This window comes from Microcoleus sp. D3_18_C2 (assembly GCF_036702395.1).
Taxonomy (GTDB): Bacteria; Cyanobacteriota; Cyanobacteriia; order Cyanobacteriales; family Microcoleaceae; genus Microcoleus.
Map to the genome: position 1 here is coordinate 36,282 of NZ_JAUBTG010000041.1, position 20,381 is coordinate 56,662.

Consider the following 20,381-nt stretch of genomic DNA (forward strand, 5'->3'; position numbering starts at 1 on the left):
ACTCTGCGTTCTCTGCGTTCTCTGCGGTTCATTCTATCAAGTTCCACAAGTCTTGTGACAGTCCTCAATCTTATACCACTCATTAAAAGTCGCAGCAGCCACCGCCGGACACGGCAATGCCCTGTCCCCACAGATATCGGATAGAATGTCGATCGCCCGAAAATTTCCCCCGCATTCAACCAACCAATGTCCCAAACTTGTCCCACAGCCGACTAAACTAGAAATAGCAAAAAAAATATAGCTATTCTTTACTTCCTTTCACCAACCATGAGTCAAACATTGGAAAACCTCACCGCAATCGATGACAAGCTATCCAAACGCCACATCGACCTCGATCCAGGCGGCTACTTCATCATCTATCTCGATCGCGAAACCAGCTTAATTTGTGCCAAACATTTCACCAACATCATCGACGATCGAGGCCTCGCCGTCGATCCCGAAACCGGCAAACCCATCCCCGCCCGCGGCAAAGTAGAACGCACTCAGTCCACACTTTTTACCGGCAGAACCGCCAAAGAACTTTGTGTCAAAATTCTAGAAGAAACCCGCCCCAACCCGGTGACAATGTTAGATCACGCGGCTTATCTGGGACGGGAATTTGTACGGGCAGAAATTGCATTGTTGAGCGATCGAGAATACGTTCAAGATTAGTGCAGCCCTGCCATATTTTCTTGACAAAATGGCAACCGATCGGATGCAAGCAGCACCCGATCACGAAAAACCTTGATACCAGAAATAAGTCACCATCGGAATCACTGTCGCCAACACCAACAGCACAACCACAACAACTGTGGCATTGCCTTGATCTGTTTCTTCAGCTTTTTTAAACGTGCCTTCAACTTGAATGTTGTCAACAACTTCAGGAGGGCCCGGATCGGGTTCGCCCGACAAAACAGTTGCAATGCGCGTACTTGCAGCCGCAAATGCCTCGTTGTATTTATTCGCTTCCCGCAGTGGCACTTGCACAGTTTCCCCGGCCACACTCTGGGCAATTTCATCGGTTAGCAGGGATTTCACCCCTTCCCCCGTCCGAATTGCCGCGCTGTTGGTAACAGTGTCCAGAACGAGTAAAATTTGATTAGTCTGGTCTTCTTTTGCGGGAAACCACTGTTCAAACAGTTGGTCGGTGAAAGTGGCAGCCGTTTCACCGTAGTCTAAGCGGTGGATGGTGACAAATCGGACTTGTTTCCCTGTTTTGTTTTCCAGGTTGTCGAGCACGCTGCTGATATTGCTTTCGCTACTGCGGCTGAGCACGTCGCCTTTGTCGAACACCCAAGTTCGATCGCCCGCCGACAACACCGGTATTTCGTAAACGCCAGTCGCCAATGCCGGCAATACCGCCATCTGGGATGCGATTAGGGCGATCGCGATCGTCGCCGCCAAAGGTTGGAGATATTTTCTCCAGTTAAATAATTGCTTCAGGAGTCTAGTCATGAGGTTAACCGTAAAACTGACTTTTTTCCAAAAATACTATAGAAACCCCCGTAAAATTCATTTTATGCAGGGCAATATTTACAATTAGCTAGCCAGTGGAACTCCCCGCCCGATTATTTTAGGATTCTAACTATGGAACCAGCAGACACTTATAAAGGTTGGATTATTCAATCCCAGAAAGTCTTCTACGTCGAGGTTTGGGATAGCCGCGGCAACCGCCACGTCGCCGTCCAAAATGCCAAGACAGAGGAGGAAGCTTTGGAATTGGCCAAAAAGTGGATAGACAAATATGAGTCAAAACCCGGAAGAATGCCGATCGACGTACCCCATCCTTTCGGAGACATGATCGATATGCCATTTTGACTCAGTTGACTGTTGACTGTTAACTGTTAACTGTTACATTACAGCTTGTAGGGTGCGTCAGATAGAGAAAACCTCTTCTAATCGAGAAATTATTGGAACTGACGCACCCAAAGACTATGCCAGTTGCGTCCAGGACTGCATTTGTCATGAGATACAATTATGAAATTCCTCGCAATTTCCGCGTATTTTCTACTAAACTCCGAGCAAATTCGTCGAACCTTTCAGACAGTTTTTCATCCAACAATTTACCATCAGGACTAAAAGCTTTCCAAGCTTGTCCGATCGCAATTTGTTCGGGAATTACCCAAGCGTGCACCCATCTCAAAATCACGCGCAAATCGTTGAGTGCGTTGCTGTTAACTTGCCCTCCCAAAACGCTAATCCCACCCGCAACTTTCCCGTCCAAATGCTCAAAACTCATCAAATCCAGGGCATTCTTGAGAGCACCGCTGACGCTACCGTGATACTCCGGCGTTGCCAAAATCAAGCCGTCGGCTTGCTTAACTGCATTCTGCAGCTTTTCCACATCCGGGTAATCGAGATAATCATTCTCACCCTTGCAGAATGGCAGATTGAGCGATCGCAAATCCCATATTTCAACTTCCGCGCCCAAAGCCTGCGCCCGTTCTGCTGCCACCTTCAACGCTAACTGGCTGTAGGAGCCAGCCCGCAAACTTCCACCAATGCCGACAATTTTTACCATAAAGCTTAAAAACAATAACTGCTTGAGTAAAACGTACTCATTACGAGTATGATTAACATAGCAAGTTCGATCGGCAACTGTCAATCGATTTGAGATTTTCGATTTGAGATTTTAGATTTACCGACGGAACCCAGAAACCGGGTTTTTTGAGCAAAATCCTGGGTTATAGCCCGCAGATTAGGTAAAAAACCCGGTTTCTTGAGCAGCCGTGGGTAAGTTCAGTAGAGAGGCCCAGAAACCGGGTTTTTTGAGCAAAATCCATCGATTTGAGATTTGAGATTTGAGATTTGAGATTTACGGAGGGAGCCGAGAAACCGGGTTTTTTGAGCAAAATCCTGGGTTATAGCCCGCAAATTAGGTAAAAAACCCGGTTTCTTGAGCAGCCGTGGGTAAGTTCAGTGGAGGGAGCCGAGAAACCGGGTTTTTTGAGCAAAATCCTGGGTTATAGCCCGCAGATTAGGTAAAAAACCCGGTTTCTCGAGCAGCCGTGGATTCAAAACCCCCCTCAAGAGCAGGGCGGTTTCATTCTCACGAAAATCAGGCTTTTGTAGGGGCGGTGCGACCCCTAGTCCCCGTGCCCGCCCCCACCCACAGACCATTGCACAGGCGTTTGGGACATGGGGGCAACCACGGGGGATTGCCCCTACCGAGAATGAAACCGCCCCCCTCTTGAGGGGTTTCTTAAGATGCCCGCGAGAGATAAACCCATCCAACACCCGCCCTCTTGTTAAAATAAATGAACGTAGCAAACCACAAGCGGTCAATCTTGGCAGTCTTCAACCTTGGGCAAAGCAATATGAAAAATTCTTGGAAACACGCATGGCTGGGGCATCTAGCTGTAAACAAAGACAAGTCGAGCCAGAATCCTAAAAAATCAATTCCAGGACGGAATCTTTGGCGCATCCTGGGCAGTTTGGTGATTTCTCAAGGAATATTGCTCTCGACCCCGGTGTTTGCCGAGAGTGCGCCAAACACCATGAGTTACAGCCAACTCATCGACAACATAGAAAAAGGGCAAGTCAGTAAAATCGAAGTAGACGAAACTCAAAGAACTGCCAAGGTTAGGCTAAAAAATCAAAAAAGCGATCAAACCCAATCAGTTAGTCTGTTCGACTACAACAACCGAGAACTGTACTCGCAAATCCGCGCCAAAAAGATTGACTTTGAAGTCAAACAAACAGCAGATAACGCAGCGGCAGTCAGTTTAGTAATAAACTTGCTAGTGATTTTTGCAGTGTTGGCAGTGCTGATGGCAATCCTGCGCCGATCGACCCAATCTCAAGGAAATGCCATGAACTTCGGCAAATCCAGAGCCCGTTTCCAAATGGAAGCCAAAACCGGCGTGATGTTCGACGACGTAGCAGGCATCGAAGAAGCTAAAGAAGAACTGCAAGAAGTCGTAACCTTCCTCAAAAAACCCGAACGCTTCAACGCCATCGGCGCCAAAATTCCCAGAGGAGTTCTGTTAATCGGGCCTCCCGGAACCGGCAAAACAATGCTGGCCAAAGCCATCGCAGGCGAAGCAGCCGTCCCCTTCTTCAGCATCTCCGGTTCCGAATTTGTCGAAATGTTTGTCGGAGTTGGCGCCTCCCGCGTCCGCGACTTGTTCCGCAAAGCTAAAGAAAATTCGCCCTGCATCGTCTTCATCGACGAAATAGACGCCGTAGGAAGGCAGCGGGGCGCTGGTATCGGCGGCGGCAACGACGAACGCGAACAAACTCTCAATCAGTTGCTGACAGAAATGGACGGCTTTGAGGGTAACAGCGGTGTGATTGTGATTGCAGCTACTAACCGCCCCGACGTGCTCGATACCGCCCTGCTGCGACCCGGCAGGTTCGATCGACAAGTAACGGTAGATTTACCCAGTTACAAAGGGCGTTTGGGGATTTTGCAAGTTCACGCGCGCAACAAAAAACTCGACCCAGAAGTTGCCCTAGACACGATCGCCCGCCGCACTCCCGGCTTTTCCGGCGCTGACTTGGCAAACTTGCTCAACGAAGCAGCAATTCTCACTGCGAGGCGTCGCAAAGACACGATTACTAACTTAGAAGTTCACGACGCGATCGACCGGATCACGATCGGGCTGACGCTCAACCCGCTGCTCGACAGCAAGAAAAAGTGGATGACAGCATACCACGAAGTCGGACACGCCCTAGTCGCGACCATGCTCAAAAATGCCGACCCCGTGGAAAAAGTAACGATTATTCCCCGTTCCGGTGGCATCGAAGGCTTTACTAGCTTTGTGCTCGACGACGAAATGCTCGACAGCGAAGGTTTGAGGAGTCGGGCTTTGCTGTTAAACCGAATTAAAGTAGCTTTGGGGGGACGGGCGGCGGAGGCCGAAATTTATGGCGATGCTGAAATCGACACCGGTGCCGGTAGCGATCTCAGAAAAGTTAGCAGTCTCGCCAGGGAGATGGTAACGCTTTACGGAATGTCGGATTTGGGGCCTGTGGCTTTGGAAAGTCCGAACAATGAGGTGTTTTTGGGTCAAAGCTGGAATTCGCGATCGGAGTATTCCGAAGAAATGGCAATCAAGATCGATCGCCAAGTCCGGGAAATTGCCTTTGAGTGCTACGAAGAAGCTCGCCGAATTATCCGCGAAAATCGGGATTTGGTAGACAAACTTGTCGAAGCGCTGTTGGATGAAGAAACGATCGACGGCGACGAATTCCGGCAAATTGTCGCTCGCTACACCGAGGTAAACAAAAAAGAGTTGGCACCAACATAAAGAGTCATTAGTCATTAGTTATTCAAGTTTGTAGTGATGACTTTATTCCTCATTCTCGAAAAAATCAGGACTTTACTCATTACTACAAACCCCAAAAATGACTACTAACTAATCACTAATGACTAATGACTAATGACTACTAACTAATGACTAATTAAGATTGTTGCGCGTACATTTCCCGGAGAACCAAAGCCGGGTCAACCCAGCGGCCGCCGTACTTCAATCCCCAGTGCAAGTGAGGCCCACTCGTGCGGCCGGTCATCCCAACTCTGGCAATTCTCGCACCCGCAGGCACTGTTTGACCTTGCCAAATTTGCAAAGTACCTTCGCGATCGGTATAATAACGCCCGCCGTTAGCCGTTAGCACTCGGCCTCTGAGGTGACAGTAGATGTGTTCCCAATTTCCCGATCGCACGATCATACCAGTGCCGCATCGGCCATCTTCCCAAACTTCCACAATTTGCCCGCCCCACCAATTGCGGATATAGCTGCCTTCCGGGGCGGCCAAGTCCAAACCGTAATGAAAATCCCCGCCACGGGGGCCGAAGGGGGAAGTGTAGGTTTCAAAGTTTTCGACTGGAAAAGAAGCTTCTTGCCACAAATTACCCGTCGCTACTCTGGTTGGTAAGCCTGACTGAGCTTTGACCACCTGCTGCTGCAAATAAGGGCTAATCAACACAATGCCGATCGAAAGTGCCAGCAGCAGCATCTGTCTGAGACGAAAAAAGCGTTTTGCCGTCAGCGGGCCTCTAGAGTCTTGCAGGATTTTTTTCACGGCTCAAAGTTAAATGTGTGTGGGAGTTTGCGTTGTCTGTTAGCCTCACATCTTGCACCCTTGTCAATAAAGCTTTCAGGGGCGGGCTTTCCGGCCGAGCCCACAAAAAAATCATCCTTTGTGGAACGGGCCGGAAAGCCCGTTTGTGAGAAGGGTGCAAAATGTAAGTTATGCCAATTCGCTGCAAGATTGGCTTTGAGCTCTACCCGCGATCGCGAATCAGTTTATCAACAACGTGTATCTTACTCCATCCAAAACCCGTGTCAAGGCTTCCGGGTAAATGCCCAGGGGAGATAAAAAAAGTTGGCAGACTAATTCGTGCTGCGGTTGAATCCGATCGAGCTTTTGCTTGACACTATAGTTAGTTAGTTCCGGGATTTTGGATGTCATCCAAAATCTCAAATTCATAACACATCAAGCAATGCTTACTGAAATTTTTCCCTTTAGTTTTGCCATAGACGCAACTGCGATCGCCGGTGCGTCCTTGTGGTCTTTGGCCCTGTACTGGGGCCTGTCGCCCCTCACAGAATGGGTAATCCTGCAACTCAACCGCTGGATGAATTTTGCTGAGAGATCCCTCTACACCTCGGAAGCCGAGTTTGAAAGAACCCGCCAAGCCAGAGAAGCCCAAAATGCGTTTTACGCTTCGCTGTTGAGCATTGTGCCCTTTTTGATTGTGGGCGGATTGTGCAATTGGGGCGTAGAATTTTCTCTGGGTACTGGTTGGGCGGTATCTATGGGTACGATCGCCTGTATTGGTGGCGGCGTGTACGAGCTCGGCCGCCGAGACGGCGAGGAGTCTTAGGGGATTTTGGATTTTGGATTTTGGATTTTGGATTGCTCAAGATATTTGGAGATTTACCATTCTCTAGAATTGATCGTAATCCCAAATCCAAAACTCCAAGTCTCAAATAACTTTGACATTATAATGTTAATGGATTTGTGACAGATATTTTTTTTGATGAACCGCAGAGGGCGCAGAGGACACAGAGAAAGAGCAGAAAAGAGAAAGGAATAGAAGAGAATAGATGGTGTTCATATTTCTTCTAAGGCTTGCTATACAGGTAATCAAACAGAATTAGCCATGTATTTTAACCGTAATTTGACTCAGGATGTTTGCCTAACAGCCGCAGTTGGCGTTCAGTAGCGGTAGCGATTATTTCGGGGTTAAACTGCCACGGCCAAGGCGAAAATTTCTGCGCGATGTTGCGGTGGGAATAATGCACTTGCAGTAAGTAGCGAGTTCCATCTGTTGTCGTATTTCTGCCGCCGGAGTGCCAAATTTCACTGCGGAAAAACAGCACATCTCCTGCTTTGCACAAAACTGGTTCTGGGGAGTGTCCGTTCCAAGTTTCTTCCCCGCGTTCTGGTTTTCGACCAGATTTGTGACTACCAGGAATAATGTAGGTAGGACAGAGGTCTTCTGCGATGTCGCTGAGATAGAAATGGGCTGTACAAATCCATACTGGTAGTTGAAAAGTGCGTTCCTCTTCGAGGGCTCCGCTAACGGCAAACACGCTTTCGGGCAGGGGTACAAACACCTGATCGACGTGGACGCGCCAACCATCATAACCGGGCCCGCTTTTCCACGCAGTCATGCCGATAATATGGCAATCGCTGCCCATTAATGCTTCGGCTAATTCAATTATACCCGGTCGATCGGCATAGGAAAGCCACAGGCGATCGCGATTAAAAACGCACTTAAAATGCTGGTTCAATTCACTCCAACTGCTACCATCGAGTCCGAAGGGTTGCAGGCGATCGAGTGCTTCCTTTGTTTGCGCCACTTCCGACGGACTGAGTACACCAGGCATCAGCGCAAAACCATCTTCGCGCACCGCTTCTACCGCCCCTGCTGTGTCGAAAAGATCACAAGTCTTTTGCCGATAGCTGAAAACTTCGCTTAACGTGCTTGCGTTCATACTTAAAAAAGTAAAATTATTAACTGTTATTAAATTAACACTTATTCTGCTCGATACTTGCATATTATGAAACCAGCCACCCGGTTTCTTGGTACATCAGGACTTACACAAAATTTAATTATTTAGGGCAGGCACTGCTCACATTACGTCTGATTTGGGGATAAATTAAATGAAAGACCAACAAGAACCAACATCATTAAATCAAGCCCGCGCTGCCTTCCAAAAAATCTGGGGATACGACGACTTTCGACCACCCCAAGGAGAAATCGTCGGTAGTTTATTAGCCGGAAAAGATACACTTATAATTATGCCGACAGGTGGCGGCAAATCCATCTGCTTTCAACTGCCAGCTTTGTTACAAACAGGTTTAACTTTGGTAGTTTCGCCGTTAGTCGCACTGATGGAAAACCAAGTACAAGAATTGCGCGATCGCAATTTACCCGCTTCCCTCCTCCACAGTCAATTGCCAACAGCGCAGCGCCGACAAACTATGCAATCGCTGCAACAAAACAAATTAAGATTGCTGTACCTGTCTCCCGAAACATTACTCAGCAAACCTGTTTGGGAAATTATCAGTCAGCCACACATCCAAATCAACGGTTTAATATTAGATGAAGCTCACTGTTTAGTGCAGTGGGGCGATACTTTTCGACCAGCTTACCGCCGTTTGGGAACAGTGCGATCGGCTTTGTTGAAAGCTAAACCAGCAAACAGTAAAATTGCGATCGCAGCTTTTACCGCTACCGCCAACCCGGAAGCACAGCAGACAATCAAAAATGTCTTGCAACTGCAAAAACCCGAAGCATTTTTGCTAAGTCCCTACCGTTCTAATCTGCACCTGCAAGTGCAAACAGTCTGGACGCCGAGAGGACGCAAACAGCAGTTATTAAATTTTATTAAATCCCGACCCAAACAAGCAGGTTTAGTCTATGTCCGCACTAGAAAAGATAGCGAAAGCTTGGCGGATTTGTTGGAAGCAGCAGGTTATGAAACAGCAGCATATCATGCAGGTTTGAGTCCAGAATCACGGCGAAAAATCGAAAACGCTTGGCTGAAAAACGAGCTTAAATTCGTGACTTGTACCTCAGCATTCGGGATGGGAATTAACAAGCCCGATGTCCGGTGGGTTGTTCATTATCAAGCACCTTTGCTATTATCGGAATACATTCAGGAAATTGGTAGAGGCGGACGCGACGGCAAATCAGCGATCGCCCTGACATTGATTAGCGAACCTACGGGTTTGCTTTATCCTGAAGATAAACAAAGAAAGGAATTTTTTCAAGATAAATTGCGATCGCAATACCGAGAAGCTCAGCAATTAGCTAAAAAACTGCCTGTTAAAGGCGATATAGAAGCAGTTTCCCGCGAATTTCCCGAAAGTGCGATCGCCCTTTCTATCTTGCACAGTAGCGGACAATTAACATGGCAAGATCCTTTTAATTATGCGATCAATAAATCTCCCCAGCAAAAAGCAGAAAAATCAACTTTTACTGCAGCGGAAGAAATGGCAAAATATCTCAAACATCGCGAGTGCAGGTGGCAATTTTTGCTGCAAGCTTTTGGGTTTGCAAATGAGGCTAAATTTATGCGGTGCGGGCACTGCGATAATTGCCGGTGATTGGAAATTTACCCTGGGTGGGGGCGGGTTTACGAGATTATTAGTTACAGGCGCGTATTGTTGGTGAAACCCGCCCCTACAGGATATGTACTGCATACAAATCGATCGATTTTAAATTAGTGATATCATGTCCGGTTGAGGGGCCGGGATTTTTGTAGGGGCGGGTTCACCAACAATACCTGCCAATAATTGACCATCCCAAAAACCCGCCCCGACCGGGATAGTATGGTTAATCGCTCGGACATGATATGATTACCGATTACCAAAGAAAGTATAATGATAGAAATAGACACTGCGGCACAGATTTACACAGTAGAAAATACAGAAGAATTCGATCGCAGTAATGTCAATCAGCGATTAGATATTTGGCTGTCAAACCAGATACCGGACTTATCCCGATCGCGAATCCAAAGCCTCATATCACAAGGTAACGTCAAAGTCAACGACGAAACCTGCACCTCGAAAAAAATATCAGTAAAAACGGGCGATCGCATCCACCTCACTTTACCCGAAACCGAACCCACAAAGTTGCAGGCCGAAGCAATTCCCCTGGACATCCTCTACGAAGATGACAGCCTAATTATCATCAACAAACCAGCCGGATTAGTCGTCCACCCAGCCGCCGGACACGCAGACGGTACATTAGTCAACGCCCTGTTAGCGCACTGTCCCCTAGCAGAAATAGGCGGAGTTCAGCGGCCGGGAATCGTACACAGATTAGACAAAGATACAACAGGTGCGATCGCGATCGCCAAAACCGACATCGCCCACCAACACCTGCAAGCCCAACTCAAAACCAAAACCGCCCGCCGCGAATATTTAGGCATAGTTTACGGGGCTCCCAACACCGAAACAGGTACAATAGACCTACCCATCGGGCGGCATCCCACAGATCGCAAAAAAATGGCGGTAGTACCAGTAGAAAAAGGCGGTCGCCCCGCAGTTACTCACTGGAAAATCAAAGAAAGAATCGGCAACTATTGCTTAATGCACTATCAATTAGAAACCGGCCGCACCCATCAAATTCGCGTGCATACAGCGGAGATCAAACATCCCATTGTCGGCGACCCGATGTACAGTTCCAACCGTTCTATCGGCGTCAATTTAACCGGACAAGCCCTCCACGCATGGCGGCTGACATTGCAGCATCCCGTAACCGGAGAATTAATAGAGGCGATCGCGCCTTTACCCGATCAATTCAACACTTTGTTGAAAATATTGCGGTTGCGCTCTCACACTTGATATGTTAGGCAGTTAACACTGGTAATTTCTATGTCTAAATTTGAGAAACTTTGCAAAGCTTACGCCGCATCCCGGCAAGCATACCGCGAATCCTGCGAAGCTTGTCAGGATTTTAGTGACATTTTTATCACGCAAATGAGCGATTATTTGGAATGCCCGATTCAAAAGCAAAATCAGAAGTTTGATGACAATGGCATTCTGTATTTTGATGGTGCGATCGATGTTTGTGAAAATCCCGAAACTCCCGAAAATGGCGATCGCGAAACAGTCGAAATATCTTTGAGTGTTAACAAAGTTATTGACAATTTCATTGTCACCGTTTATCCTTGGGGTCACGAATTCAAGATTCTCATTGATGAACCCAGACACTTTGAAGAAGCTTTTGAATACATTTTTGATAGACTCCAATCTGCTTATACTGGCGTAAGTCTGTTACCGTCAGAACCTGATCCTTTACCTTTTTAATGACTAAAGGCCTTACTATAAACATTTTTCCCCCTGCCTTTTTTCTTGATTAAACTTCTTGCCTAAATTTTTGATGTAATAGGCAAACCGCAGATGGAATGAGAATTAAATAACTTCCACAATAACAATTAAAATTGTAAGTTATTTAATTCGCGATCCGATGAAGGCAGATGCACGCAGAGGAACGCAGATACATTTCAAGATAGGAGAGCAAAGAATAGCTTCAATTCAAGTCTAATATTTATCGGTTAAATCCTGTAGATTGCTCGTTGCCGAACTTCCTTTTTTCCCCAAAAATTATGAGCCCTGAGTTTTGGATTCCAAGTTTATCAAAAAACTCAAACCTCAAAACTCAAGACTCAAAACTCTCTCAGCCTAAAAGCCGATCGATTCAGTCGATCGCCCGACACAAATAATCGCATCAGGGCAGCATCAATTACCGGCGACGGGGAACCATCGTGTCGATATTGATATTAGCCAGAGGCACGCGCTGGGGCGGAGTAGCAGGCATGGGCATATTGCGCGCCATACCCAAATAGTTCGACGGATCGCCAGCTTTCGGCTGCTGTTCTTGAGGAACAAAACGGCGGACACTTGTTTGCCAGATGATTTGCGGGAAGCCAAGCTGCGAACGGTGGTATTCGCTGTAGCGGGGCGTCTTCAAGTTGAAAGGAGTTTCCCCTCCAACTCGCTGAGGCAAAATTCGGCGCTGCTGGTAAGGTATTGTGTCATAACCGAACTTATCCAGGTACTCTTCGCTATTGACCAACTCGTCAATAAAGCCTTGAGGCCCCTTATTGGCTACGACGATCGACCAAGCAATCTTTTCGCGCTCGCTGTACACATCCCGACCCAAAATGCGCTGCACGCACATTTCTACAAATCGGTAATTGCTGTTAGTTTGATAATTCCGCTCCAAGAAAGGAGAAGAAGTCGCCAAACCGCGAATAAAGTCCCGCACAGTAATTTGGCCGAACTTGAGTTGCGACTCCAAAGACGTTTGGCGGTTGCTCTTGAGGATTTGGTGTTCGCTGTAAATCTGGCGATATCCAGCCCAAATCAAATTTTCCATGTCTCCAGACGAGAGCACATTTTCAGTTGTGAAAATTCTCGGCTGCTCGTCGCTCCCCACTTCATAACCAGCAACGCGCTGGTTTTGGCTCTTGGGGGCGTAGCTTAATAAAGGAAGCGCCACGTTAAAATCTCCGTTATCTCAAATTTCAGAAATAGTTGACACCGTGAGCTGCCAGCAAAACGGATACAACTAACCAACATACAGATTAGGGGATTCCCGCAATCTAAATCTGATTTTCCTGAATTTTTGCAACAATCTGTAACATTTGTTGACTGTTGTCAGTGGGCAGTTGGCAGTGGGCAGTTGGCAGTTGGCAGTTGGCAGATTTTAGTCAACCGTAAACAGTCAACCATAAACAGTCAACCGTTCACAGTCAAATAAATTACCAACCCAGAGCCGAATAAAACTCGCTGCCGGCCACTTGATCTGCTGCTGCTTCTGATGTTGCATCCGAGTCTGGTTGCACCCGAATTTCGGTACAAAAAGTCGATGTGCTGAAACCGCCAAAGCGCTTTACGGTACTTGTCCGCATCCGCACGTTCGGATTAGCAAACCAGAAACGCTCGATCGAACTCATCGTCTCGTATTCGGTAATCAGCAGCAGCCCATCCTCATCATCCATCTCAAAACGGCCAGCCACCGGCACAATTTCCGCATAGCCCCGTTCGCGCAACATCAAGCCCTGTCGGGGATTTTCAGGATCGGGGACGATCGCGAACACCGTAGACCCTTTATGATTCTCATCATCCTTATCCCACGCCATCGAGCCGTGCCAAGTCACAAAAGCCCCCCCAGCAGCCCGGCTCGGATCGACTTCGTGCATCTTGCAAATATCGGCGACTCGCGCGTCATCCGCACCCAGCGCCGTTACCTGAATATTTGAATCCCCAATCTCCGCTTGGCGGAAAGCGAGGTGGTGAGTGCTGCGCTGAGAACGCCACTCCCCAGCACTGCTTTGAAAAAACTCCATGGCATCCATACGAACTAGCTCCTTTGGCTTAGGCTTCCCTGTCTTTACGCCTTTTTATGATAAGGCTCCCCTCACTTTGATGTACTTTTGCGACACAAATTAGTTTCAAAATGTCTACTTTGGACATATTGTCAAGGGAATGTTATGATAGTTTACAATGTAGGAGACACAACAAATCCTGCGAAAGGTCATTCCGATCAATTTCGCATTAATCTCAGCAAACTGGAGGAGCGATTTATGGATATGCCTACAACCAACCTCAGCATGGAACAGCAGTTCAAACTTCAAGTGCTGCGCGAAGAAGTCAAAAGGTTAAGCCAAGACCAAGCTCAGGAATACTTGCTCGAAGTTATGCGGCAAAGTATGGTCAAAGAAAACCTGTTCAAGCATTGGATGAAGAATATGTGAACTCTTCGAGCATTTCTTCACAACAATCAGTGGCTTGTATCTGCAAAAAGTACGATCGACTCACATCTTGCACCATTGTCAAGAACAGGCTTTCCGGCCTGTTCCACAAAGAGTGAATTTTCTTGTGGAACAGGCCGGAAAGCCTGTTCCTAAAAAGCTTATTGAGAATGGTGCAACATCTCAGATCGAGCTTTTAATCATAAAATCCAGAATCCCGCTTCCTCCAAGAAAGCGGGATTCTAAATTGACAAAAGTTTTATGCAGTTTTTTTTGTCGCTACCATACTCAGCAAATTAAATCTTTTTAGTCTCAAGTGAGAGAGACGAGAGTTTGTGTAGCCCGATTGTTTCAACCTGTCGGGGACTCAACCAAAACGGCCGCTGACATAATCTAAAGTAGACTCTTCCTTCGGACTTTGGAAAATTACCTCAGTCTTGTCACACTCCACAAGATAGCCAAACCGCTTCCCATCGTCAGAAAGTTTAGCATTGAAAAAAGCAGTCAGGTCAGAAACCCTAGAAGCCTGCTGCATATTGTGAGTAACGATCACAATCGTATACTTCTCCTTGAGTTCCCGCATCAACTCCTCAATCTTAATCGTAGAAATCGGGTCAAGAGAAGCGCAAGGTTCATCCATTAACACTACATCAGGATTAATCGCGATCGCCCTAGCAATACACAAACGCTGCTGCTGGCCACCCGAAAGAGAAAAACCACTTTGCTTCAACTTATCCTTCACCTCATCCCACAAATAAGCTTGGCGGAGCGATTTTTCCACCAGCTCATCCATATCCCCCTTATAATTGTTTACCCTCGCACCGTAAGCAATATTGTCATAAATCGACTTCGGGAAAGGATTCGGCTTTTGGAATACCATCCCAATCTTGCGGCGCACCTCTACAGCATCAATATCAGGAGCGTAAAGATTTTGATCGTAGTAATCAATTCTACCCTCTAAACGAAAACCGTTAACTAAATCGTTGAGGCGGTTAAAACATCGCAGAATTGTACTTTTACCGCAGCCAGACGGCCCAATCAAAGCAGTAATGCGATTTTTAGGAATCTCCATACAAACATTTTTAACCGCGTGAAAAGCGCCGTAAAAAATATTGATATTTTCTGTCCGTAAAATTGTTTCCGTTTGCTGGTCTAAATCCATCATCATACAGCTAATTATCCAATCGAATTTTACAAAATAACAAGAAGGCGAGACTGGGAGACACAGAAAGTAGGAGACGAAAGGAAAAACAGTTAAATTCATCCGTGTATCGGTGTCCAAATCCGTGTCGTGCCCTTCTTCCTTCAATAAACTTTTTGGCGAGTAGCCCAGCGAGAAAGAATACTCGTCAGCAAAACCATAATCACCAAAATCAAAGATGCCGCCCAGGCCAATTCTTTCTGTGCCTTAAAAGGAACCGTTGCAAAGTTGTACACCAAAACCGAAAGACTCGGAGTTGGCTTATCAAATCCAGCCGGCCAAAAAGGCGAATTCAGCGCCGTAAAAATCAAAGGAGCAGTTTCTCCAGCAGCGCGAGCAATTGCCAGCGTCACGCCCGTTAAAATAGCCGGAATTGCCGCAGGCAAAACCACCTGCAATACCGTCTGATAATTAGAAGCACCCACACCAACCGACGCCCATCTAATATCTTGCGGGACGATTTGTAGAGCTTCGTCAGTAGTCCGCACAATCGTCGGCAACATCAGCACAGCTAGCGCCGCACCCCCTGCAATTGCCGAAAAACCTCCCATATTTACCACGAACAAACCGTAGGCAAACACCCCTGCAATAATCGAAGGAACGCCGCTGAGGACGTTGGTAGCAAAGCGTACCCAGCGAGCTACTTGGCCGCTGCTGAACTCCGACAAATAAACTGCTGCTAATACACCAAAAGGAACAGCAATTAAAGAAGCAATTCCTACGGTCATTAACGTACCGACAATTGCATTAGCAATACCGCCTCCCGATAGTCCCGGCGGCGGTGGCAGCTTGGTAAACAAGTCTAAATTCAGGCGATTGAAACCTTGTACGGTGACGTAGGAAAGCACTGCAAACAAAGGCAGCAGAGTGATTGCCAGACCAGCTCCAGCCAGTACAGTCATACCCAGATTAAACAGCGCTTGCGGGCTGTTTTTAACCTTCTTCAAACTGCCTGCTTTCGATACTAAAGGATTCTCATCGGAGACGCTATTTGACATAAACTAAAACTATGTAGGAAATTGGGGCAAAATTCTAGTTGTACTTCGCTCTTACTTGAGAAACAATCCACTCTGCCAAAATATTAACAATCAGCGTCAGAATAAACAGAATTAGCCCAGTGTACATCAGAGCTGCTACTTGCAATCCCGAAGCTTCCGCAAACTGATTTGCCATCAGAGAAGCAATAGTATTTGCTGGAGCTAGCACAGAAAGACTTAACTGATTGGAATTGCCAATTAACAGAGTTGCAGCCATTGTTTCTCCCATAGCGCGACCGAGCCCAAGCATAATTCCGCCGACAATGCCGGAAAAAGCCGCCGGTACGAGCACTCTAAAAATTGTTGTCCAGCGAGTAGCTCCTAAACCTAGAGATGCTTGCCGCAATTCGGGCGGGAGACTTGCCAAAGAGTCGCGGGAGATAGCAGTAATAATGGGCAAAGTCATGATTCCCAATATTACTCCTGCTGGTAACATTCCCGGCCCAACTGGCGAGGTGCTAAAAATCGGCAGCCATCCGAAGTTACCGTTGAGAAACTTGCCGAGAGTGGTAATCATGGGAATCAATACAGCAATTCCCCACAAACCGTAGACTACGCTGGGAATGGCGGCTAAAAGTTCTACTAAAAAAACTAAAGCTGTACGCACTGGCAGCGGCAAAAAATCTTCACTCAAGAAGATGGCAGTCCCTACTCCTAATGGTACAGCAATTAGGAGCGCGATCGCCGAACTGACGATCGTCCCGTAAATCATTGGCAGCGCACCGTACTCTTCTTTAACCGGATTCCAGCTACTGCCAAATAGAAATCCCAAACCGTACTCTTGAATCGCCGGTAAAGCCCTGTAACCAACGGTGAGGGCGATTAGCAGCAAAATTACACCAACTCCTATTCCCAAAATCCGAGTCAGCCAGATAAAGCCTTGGTCTAAGGATTTTTCTGCCCCAGAGCGCGATCTGCTCTGTGATTGAGCGCTGTGATTGTCTGAAATCATAGAAAAAAAACCAAATATATAGTAGCGGAAAATAGTCTGTTTCGGAAAAAGCTAGAAAGAAGCAGAAAGAAAGACCATAAATAAAATCAAAGAGGGGCGGGTTTATTAATCCCCTGACATTTCAACAATTATTTCGGGTAAAACCTGACCATTGTATTTTCAAAGAGGTAAATGGCGATTTACCGTTGGGTGGGGCGGGTCGATCGGATTATTGATTTTAGGCAATTATTGTCGGTGAACCCGCCCCTACACAAATATCTCTCTTGCTTTTTTCTTTCCCCTTTTTTCCAACAGTCAACAGTCAACAGTCAACAGTCAACAATTACTATTTGGCCACCTCAATTTTGTAGTCGGGGCTGATGCCGTCGGCGGCCGCTGCTACTTTTTCTTTAACGTTTTGGGGCAGAGGAACGTAGCCCAATTCAGGGCTGACCTTTTGACCTTCATTCAAGCCGTATTCAATCATGGCCTCGATTGCTTTGGCTTTGTTGGGGTCAGCAACTGTTTTGGGGATGAGCATCCAAGTGTAGCTAACAATAGGATAGGACTCTGCCCCTTCCGGATCGGGAATGAACGCCCGCAGATTCTCCGGTAGTACCACTGCTTCAAGGGTTTTGGCCCCCGCTGCGTCGTTGTAGACTACAAAATTGCCGGCTTTATTCTCCAGGGCAGCAAACTTGATATTGTTGTTCTTGGCGTAGCCGTACTCAATGTAGCCTATAGCGCCAACGGTTTGTTGAATAGAAGCTGTCACACCTTCATTCCCCTTGCCACCAATCTTACCGGCAGAAGGCCACTCTACTGTCTTGCCTTCCCCTACTTTTTCTTTCCATTCTGGACTGATGGCGCTGAGGTGTTTTGTGAATACGTCTGTCGTACCACTGCCGTCAGAACGGTGTACAACTGTGATATTTTGGTCTGGCAGTTTAGCGCCTGGGTTAGCTGCTGCAATTTTGGGGTCGTTCCACTTGGTGATGTTCCCCAAGAAGATATCTGTGTAAACGGCTCTTGGCAACTTCAGTTCGGGTACGTCTGGCAGGTTGTAGGCGATCACGATGCTGCCAGCCGACATCGGCAGCAAGAGCACGCCTTTGTCCGCTGGCACCTTCCCAATTTCCTCGTCACTCATGGCGGTGTCGCTGGCTCCAAAGTCTACCGTACCTTTGGTAAACTGTTCGACTCCGGCACCGCTGCCCACTGACTGATAATTGATCTGTAATTTGGGATTGGCTGTGTTGAAATCTTGAAACCAGCGCTGGTACAGGGGTGCTGGGAATGACGCGCCGGCACCCGTCAGGGCTACGTCTGAGGCTAGGGCGAGTTTGGTGTTTGCTGCTGTGCCTGTGGCTGCAACGGGGCTAGCTGCGGTGTCGCCGGGGCTGGGGCTGGTGCTTGTGTTTGTGCTGGGGCTGCTGCAAGCTGCTACACTGAGGGCGATCGCCATAGCGGAAATTGCAGTAGTCAGACGGTTTGAATTAATCAAGTTAAGACGAAAAAGCATAGGTATACAAAAGCTGCGATCGTTATATGGGTGTCCCGCATCAGCATAGCGCGCAAAAGTAAAGGTTAGGTTAAGAATCTTTACATTTAATGGCAATTTAATATTAATTAATATTATTAATTAAGAGATGATCTTGACAATTGTGATTTCATGAGATATAGGCAAGATAGATTTGTACGGAAACCAGTCGATCGCCCGTTAGCGAAGCCCTCGAAGAGGATCGCGAAAAATTCTCCATTAAATTATCACAAGATCGAAGCTTGAGAACCAGAAAACCATACAATGGTGGTTATTTTGATAGTAGTGCTAGGATTAAGAATTTAAAAGCTGCGGGCATTGAAGCTTGCATCTGACAAATACATTCTGAGGAATGCTGTTTGATGATATAGCAACCGCCCTGACGGTGAGGACGTTCTTAATTGCACAAACATAAACGGTCGATTGCAACTTCGGTCTTCCTTCTTTCTTCTGCTATAATGCCTGCTCCTATTGAATTAATCTGGGCTGTTATTGGTTTGCTCCTGACGATAGGAGGCACTTTTTTGCCTGCATCTGTCACAATCCCGATTGGGTTGTGGGACGATCGAGGACTTCAGGCGTACTCTTTAGGTGTTACCTATCAAATTGGAGCCGTTTTGCTAGTAGGCTGCATGGGGGGAAAAAATGCTGCGGCTCTCTCGCAAATTGCCTATTTGGCATTAGGATTAACTTTGTGGCCAGTTTTTTCTCAAGGCGGCGGCATCGGCTATCTCAAAGAAGCGAGTTTTGGGTATTTGCTGGGTTTTGTGCCTGGTGCTTGGGTGTGCGGCTGGGTGGCTTTTAAGGTGGCTTCGCGGCTGGAATCTATGGCTTTTAGCTGTTTGTGCGGTTTGTTCACAGTTCACGCGATCGGCTTAATTTATCTAATTTTTACTTACTGGCTGCCTCCAGCAAAAAAAACACCTTTATTCGATGAGATTCTTAAATATTCGGTTTATCCTCTGCCGGGACAATTGGCGGTAGTTTGTGCGATCGCAGTGTTGTCATTTACTTTGCGCCGCTTGATGTTTTATTGATTGGGTAATTGGGAATTGGGAATTGGTAATCGGGGATTGGTTGTTGTGTCAAATAAGGTTATACTATACATTGCCCAACGAGAGAGTCATCGCGCTGCGGCTGGGATTGCTTTCCTGCACTGCATTCTGCTCATAATGACACGTGAGATTGGAGTAAATTCTCTCATGCCCGATGCCCCATTTTCTATTGCTTAATTCATGCGTTTTAAAAGAAATCCCTTGTTCTGGGTTGCTGCTGTTATCAGTTTAGTTTTAGACCACCTGGCTAAGTTTTGGGTGGTGCAAAATTTTGAATTGACGGTTCCTCCGCAGACGCAGCCGCTGTTACCCGGAGTGTTTCACTTCACTTATGTTGTTAATACCGGTGCGGCTTTTAGTCTGTTCAGCAATGGCGGGGCGATTTGGTTGCGGTGGCTGTCTTTGGCCGTTAGTGTGGGATTGATGGTGCTGGCTTGGTTCGGGCCGCGAATTAACCGCTGGGAACAAGCTGGCTACGGTTTGATTTTGGGGGGAGCACTAGGGAATGGGATCGATCGATTTGTTTCGGGCCATGTTGTAGATTTTATCGATTTTCGGATCATTCGGTTCCCCGTATTTAATCTAGCCGATGTGTTTATTAATGCTGGGATTATCTGTTTGCTGATTGCAACTTTTCACAGTGCACCGCCGACTCCGAAAAGTCAGGACGATCGCGATTCTATTTCAGACTAACTTTCAACAAGTCAATCGATTTTCGATTTTCGATTTTCGATTTTCGATTAACCACCCACGGGCTGTACCGTTCTCAGGTTTATGGGATGCCGAGCTTTTTTTGCTTAGGCTCGCGAATTAAATAACTTACAATTTTAATTGTTCTTGTGGGATGGGCGTCCCGCCCGTCATGAGTGGACGGGCGGGACGCCCATCCCACTTTCAAGAGTGGAAGTTATTTA

At 47.0% G+C, this 20,381-nt stretch carries 21 protein-coding genes; 10 read left to right on the forward strand and 11 right to left on the reverse strand.

Going from position 1 to position 20,381, the window contains the following annotated elements; translation table 11 throughout:
- Nucleotides 1-267 precede the first annotated feature (267 nt).
- A complete protein-coding gene (locus tag QUA88_RS21170) occupies nucleotides 268-651 on the forward strand; it encodes a DUF4346 domain-containing protein (protein ID WP_333052232.1) in 384 nt (127 codons plus the stop codon).
- Nucleotides 652-711: 60 nt separating this feature from the next.
- On the opposite strand, the gene psb32 is transcribed toward QUA88_RS21170, so the two are convergent.
- The gene (psb32, locus tag QUA88_RS21175) at nucleotides 712-1,434 is read right to left on the reverse strand and encodes a photosystem II repair protein Psb32 (RefSeq protein ID WP_333052230.1); all 723 of its coding nucleotides are present in this window, start codon (nucleotides 1,432-1,434) and stop codon (nucleotides 712-714) included.
- A gap of 132 nt (nucleotides 1,435-1,566) precedes the next feature.
- Between psb32 and QUA88_RS21180 the strand changes: the two genes are divergently transcribed.
- Complete coding sequence (locus QUA88_RS21180; RefSeq protein WP_006635545.1) at nucleotides 1,567-1,797, forward strand: hypothetical protein; 231 nt, start codon at nucleotides 1,567-1,569, stop codon at nucleotides 1,795-1,797.
- Nucleotides 1,798-1,954: 157 nt separating this feature from the next.
- Here the strand turns inward: QUA88_RS21180 and QUA88_RS21185 are convergent, their stop codons facing one another.
- Complete coding sequence (locus QUA88_RS21185) at nucleotides 1,955-2,500, reverse strand: NADPH-dependent FMN reductase (RefSeq protein WP_333052309.1); 546 nt, start codon at nucleotides 2,498-2,500, stop codon at nucleotides 1,955-1,957.
- A gap of 796 nt (nucleotides 2,501-3,296) precedes the next feature.
- Here QUA88_RS21185 and ftsH point away from each other — a divergent pair.
- Nucleotides 3,297-5,231 carry an ATP-dependent zinc metalloprotease FtsH gene (gene ftsH, locus QUA88_RS21190; protein ID WP_333052227.1) on the forward strand — a complete coding sequence of 645 codons (1,935 nt, stop codon included), beginning with the start codon at nucleotides 3,297-3,299 and terminating at the stop codon, nucleotides 5,229-5,231.
- Nucleotides 5,232-5,385: 154 nt separating this feature from the next.
- Here the strand turns inward: ftsH and QUA88_RS21195 are convergent, their stop codons facing one another.
- Both QUA88_RS21195 and QUA88_RS21200 read right to left on the reverse strand, forming a co-directional pair.
- Nucleotides 5,386-5,940 (reverse strand): M23 family metallopeptidase, encoded by a 555-nt coding sequence (locus QUA88_RS21195; RefSeq protein ID WP_333207798.1) that lies wholly within the window; start codon nucleotides 5,938-5,940, stop codon nucleotides 5,386-5,388.
- A gap of 285 nt (nucleotides 5,941-6,225) precedes the next feature.
- A complete protein-coding gene (locus QUA88_RS21200) occupies nucleotides 6,226-6,396 on the reverse strand; it encodes a hypothetical protein (RefSeq protein WP_333273692.1) in 171 nt (56 codons plus the stop codon).
- A gap of 31 nt (nucleotides 6,397-6,427) precedes the next feature.
- On the opposite strand from QUA88_RS21200, the gene QUA88_RS21205 reads away from it, so the two are divergent.
- Nucleotides 6,428-6,811: a hypothetical protein gene (locus QUA88_RS21205; RefSeq protein ID WP_333052219.1), complete on the forward strand. Its 384-nt coding sequence runs from the start codon at nucleotides 6,428-6,430 to the stop codon at nucleotides 6,809-6,811.
- 286 nt (nucleotides 6,812-7,097) lie between these two features.
- Here QUA88_RS21205 and QUA88_RS21210 read toward each other — a convergent pair whose 3' ends face one another.
- Complete coding sequence (locus tag QUA88_RS21210) at nucleotides 7,098-7,928, reverse strand: phytanoyl-CoA dioxygenase family protein (protein ID WP_333052216.1); 831 nt, start codon at nucleotides 7,926-7,928, stop codon at nucleotides 7,098-7,100.
- A 169-nt stretch (nucleotides 7,929-8,097) separates the two neighbouring features.
- Between QUA88_RS21210 and QUA88_RS21215 the strand changes: the two genes are divergently transcribed.
- The 3 genes from QUA88_RS21215 (at nucleotide 8,098) to QUA88_RS21225 (ending at nucleotide 11,253) form a co-directional block, all read left to right on the forward strand.
- A complete protein-coding gene (locus tag QUA88_RS21215) occupies nucleotides 8,098-9,546 on the forward strand; it encodes a RecQ family ATP-dependent DNA helicase (protein ID WP_333052214.1) in 1,449 nt (482 codons plus the stop codon).
- 276 nt (nucleotides 9,547-9,822) lie between these two features.
- Nucleotides 9,823-10,788 carry an RluA family pseudouridine synthase gene (locus QUA88_RS21220; RefSeq protein WP_333052211.1) on the forward strand — a complete coding sequence of 322 codons (966 nt, stop codon included), beginning with the start codon at nucleotides 9,823-9,825 and terminating at the stop codon, nucleotides 10,786-10,788.
- Nucleotides 10,789-10,818: 30 nt separating this feature from the next.
- Nucleotides 10,819-11,253, forward strand: a complete 435-nt coding sequence (locus QUA88_RS21225) for a hypothetical protein (RefSeq protein ID WP_333052208.1) — start codon at nucleotides 10,819-10,821, stop codon at nucleotides 11,251-11,253.
- A gap of 436 nt (nucleotides 11,254-11,689) precedes the next feature.
- Here QUA88_RS21225 and QUA88_RS21230 read toward each other — a convergent pair whose 3' ends face one another.
- Together QUA88_RS21230 and QUA88_RS21235 are read right to left on the reverse strand one after the other, a co-directional pair.
- Nucleotides 11,690-12,448 (reverse strand): phycobilisome rod-core linker polypeptide, encoded by a 759-nt coding sequence (locus tag QUA88_RS21230; RefSeq protein WP_333052205.1) that lies wholly within the window; start codon nucleotides 12,446-12,448, stop codon nucleotides 11,690-11,692.
- 262 nt (nucleotides 12,449-12,710) lie between these two features.
- Complete coding sequence (locus QUA88_RS21235) at nucleotides 12,711-13,307, reverse strand: phycobiliprotein lyase (RefSeq protein WP_333231532.1); 597 nt, start codon at nucleotides 13,305-13,307, stop codon at nucleotides 12,711-12,713.
- Between the two features lie 135 nt (nucleotides 13,308-13,442).
- On the opposite strand from QUA88_RS21235, the gene QUA88_RS29555 reads away from it, so the two are divergent.
- A complete protein-coding gene (locus tag QUA88_RS29555) occupies nucleotides 13,443-13,706 on the forward strand; it encodes an NblA/ycf18 family protein (RefSeq protein WP_445242989.1) in 264 nt (87 codons plus the stop codon).
- A gap of 364 nt (nucleotides 13,707-14,070) precedes the next feature.
- On the opposite strand, the gene pstB is transcribed toward QUA88_RS29555, so the two are convergent.
- The 4 genes from pstB to pstS all read right to left on the reverse strand — a co-directional run bounded on the left by pstB (nucleotide 14,071) and on the right by pstS (nucleotide 18,394).
- Complete coding sequence (gene pstB, locus QUA88_RS21245; protein ID WP_333052302.1) at nucleotides 14,071-14,871, reverse strand: phosphate ABC transporter ATP-binding protein PstB; 801 nt, start codon at nucleotides 14,869-14,871, stop codon at nucleotides 14,071-14,073.
- A gap of 137 nt (nucleotides 14,872-15,008) precedes the next feature.
- The gene (pstA, locus tag QUA88_RS21250) at nucleotides 15,009-15,902 is read right to left on the reverse strand and encodes a phosphate ABC transporter permease PstA (protein WP_333052200.1); all 894 of its coding nucleotides are present in this window, start codon (nucleotides 15,900-15,902) and stop codon (nucleotides 15,009-15,011) included.
- A 34-nt stretch (nucleotides 15,903-15,936) separates the two neighbouring features.
- Complete coding sequence (gene pstC, locus QUA88_RS21255) at nucleotides 15,937-16,893, reverse strand: phosphate ABC transporter permease subunit PstC (protein WP_333052197.1); 957 nt, start codon at nucleotides 16,891-16,893, stop codon at nucleotides 15,937-15,939.
- Nucleotides 16,894-17,218: 325 nt separating this feature from the next.
- Nucleotides 17,219-18,394 (reverse strand): phosphate ABC transporter substrate-binding protein PstS, encoded by a 1,176-nt coding sequence (gene pstS, locus QUA88_RS21260; protein WP_333052194.1) that lies wholly within the window; start codon nucleotides 18,392-18,394, stop codon nucleotides 17,219-17,221.
- A gap of 476 nt (nucleotides 18,395-18,870) precedes the next feature.
- Between pstS and QUA88_RS21265 the strand changes: the two genes are divergently transcribed.
- Entirely contained in the window at nucleotides 18,871-19,449 is a 579-nt protein-coding gene (locus QUA88_RS21265) for a biotin transporter BioY (protein WP_006635529.1), read from the forward strand.
- 198 nt (nucleotides 19,450-19,647) lie between these two features.
- A complete protein-coding gene (gene lspA / locus QUA88_RS21270; protein ID WP_333052190.1) occupies nucleotides 19,648-20,160 on the forward strand; it encodes a signal peptidase II in 513 nt (170 codons plus the stop codon).
- The last annotated feature ends 221 nt before the right edge of the window (nucleotides 20,161-20,381 follow it).

Coding starts and splice junctions, on each gene's coding strand:
- QUA88_RS21195 (WP_333207798.1), bottom strand. CDS start 5,940: ATGCTGCTGCTGGCACTTTCGATCGGCATTGTGTTGATTAGCCCTTAT.
- pstA (WP_333052200.1), bottom strand. CDS start 15,902: ATGTCAAATAGCGTCTCCGATGAGAATCCTTTAGTATCGAAAGCAGGC.
- QUA88_RS21215 (WP_333052214.1), top strand. CDS start 8,098: ATGAAAGACCAACAAGAACCAACATCATTAAATCAAGCCCGCGCTGCC.
- QUA88_RS21235 (WP_333231532.1), bottom strand. CDS start 13,307: ATGGATGCCATGGAGTTTTTTCAAAGCAGTGCTGGGGAGTGGCGTTCT.
- QUA88_RS21265 (WP_006635529.1), top strand. CDS start 18,871: ATGCCTGCTCCTATTGAATTAATCTGGGCTGTTATTGGTTTGCTCCTG.
- ftsH (WP_333052227.1), top strand. CDS start 3,297: ATGAAAAATTCTTGGAAACACGCATGGCTGGGGCATCTAGCTGTAAAC.
- lspA (WP_333052190.1), top strand. CDS start 19,648: ATGCGTTTTAAAAGAAATCCCTTGTTCTGGGTTGCTGCTGTTATCAGT.
- QUA88_RS21180 (WP_006635545.1), top strand. CDS start 1,567: ATGGAACCAGCAGACACTTATAAAGGTTGGATTATTCAATCCCAGAAA.
- QUA88_RS21225 (WP_333052208.1), top strand. CDS start 10,819: ATGTCTAAATTTGAGAAACTTTGCAAAGCTTACGCCGCATCCCGGCAA.
- QUA88_RS21205 (WP_333052219.1), top strand. CDS start 6,428: ATGCTTACTGAAATTTTTCCCTTTAGTTTTGCCATAGACGCAACTGCG.
- QUA88_RS21210 (WP_333052216.1), bottom strand. CDS start 7,928: ATGAACGCAAGCACGTTAAGCGAAGTTTTCAGCTATCGGCAAAAGACT.
- QUA88_RS29555 (WP_445242989.1), top strand. CDS start 13,443: ATGATAGTTTACAATGTAGGAGACACAACAAATCCTGCGAAAGGTCAT.
- QUA88_RS21185 (WP_333052309.1), bottom strand. CDS start 2,500: ATGGTAAAAATTGTCGGCATTGGTGGAAGTTTGCGGGCTGGCTCCTAC.
- pstC (WP_333052197.1), bottom strand. CDS start 16,893: ATGATTTCAGACAATCACAGCGCTCAATCACAGAGCAGATCGCGCTCT.
- QUA88_RS21220 (WP_333052211.1), top strand. CDS start 9,823: ATGATAGAAATAGACACTGCGGCACAGATTTACACAGTAGAAAATACA.
- QUA88_RS21200 (WP_333273692.1), bottom strand. CDS start 6,396: ATGACATCCAAAATCCCGGAACTAACTAACTATAGTGTCAAGCAAAAG.
- pstB (WP_333052302.1), bottom strand. CDS start 14,871: ATGATGATGGATTTAGACCAGCAAACGGAAACAATTTTACGGACAGAA.
- psb32 (WP_333052230.1), bottom strand. CDS start 1,434: ATGACTAGACTCCTGAAGCAATTATTTAACTGGAGAAAATATCTCCAA.
- pstS (WP_333052194.1), bottom strand. CDS start 18,394: ATGCTTTTTCGTCTTAACTTGATTAATTCAAACCGTCTGACTACTGCA.
- QUA88_RS21170 (WP_333052232.1), top strand. CDS start 268: ATGAGTCAAACATTGGAAAACCTCACCGCAATCGATGACAAGCTATCC.